The sequence below is a fragment of the Halorubrum sp. SP3 genome (genome assembly GCF_005435195.1).
Lineage (GTDB): Archaea > Halobacteriota > Halobacteria > Halobacteriales > Haloferacaceae > Halorubrum > Halorubrum sodomense.
Map to the genome: position 1 here is coordinate 1 of NZ_SGTU01000206.1, position 700 is coordinate 700.

1 protein-coding gene is annotated in these 700 nt (G+C 59.1%); it reads right to left on the minus strand.

The genetic code is table 11. From position 1 onward, the window contains the following. Positions 1-508: 508 nt before the first annotated feature. The coding region (locus tag EXE42_RS19720) for a hypothetical protein (protein ID WP_206750746.1) at positions 509-700 on the minus strand (192 nt) is incomplete at its 5' end.

Sequence of the window (700 nt, forward strand, 5' to 3'; positions counted from 1 at the left end):
CGACCCCGCCACGGCTGATGACGTTTAGAACGCCACTGCCAGACCGATGATCCGACCGTCGCAATCGCCTTCGCCCAGCACCTAGACAGGTGCGGTGTGATCGACTTCGCCGTTGACGAACTCGTGGGGATCGAAGAGCGCACTTTATTCCGGTTTGATCATCACCGAGTAAACCAACGTGTAAGTCTACGCGTTTTTGCCCGAGGTCTTCGCCGCGCCCCGCAGGACCGATCCACAACGGTGAACACGCTCACCAGCACGCTTTCCGAGTTGCTCGCGACGACGGGGACGCGTTGTTCGGTGTCGATGCCAGGGCTCGATGTCGTAAAATCATGAGGCTCTCTCTCTCCCTCCCGGTTAACCGTGATCCTCGCGAATACGCGGACCAACTCTCGCGACACGGCCACGGTCGCGCCCCGGCCGTGGTCGCCGATAACGCCCTGCTCGCTGGGCACATCACCCGCCCGAACGCGTCGGTCTGGTGCGGCGTTATGAACAGCGGAACTGCTCAAACCGAGCCGTTATTGTGAGAATCCCGCTTATTTTCACGGATATAATCCTCAACCTCGGTGCTGTCGCGACGAACTGTGTCATCGATGCCAGCACGGCCGTTACTGGCGGTACGAACACCGGAACGCTGGAAGACACAGTGGATCACGAGGTCCTCAGTGATGGACTCTTCGGCAATAATGTGATAGGA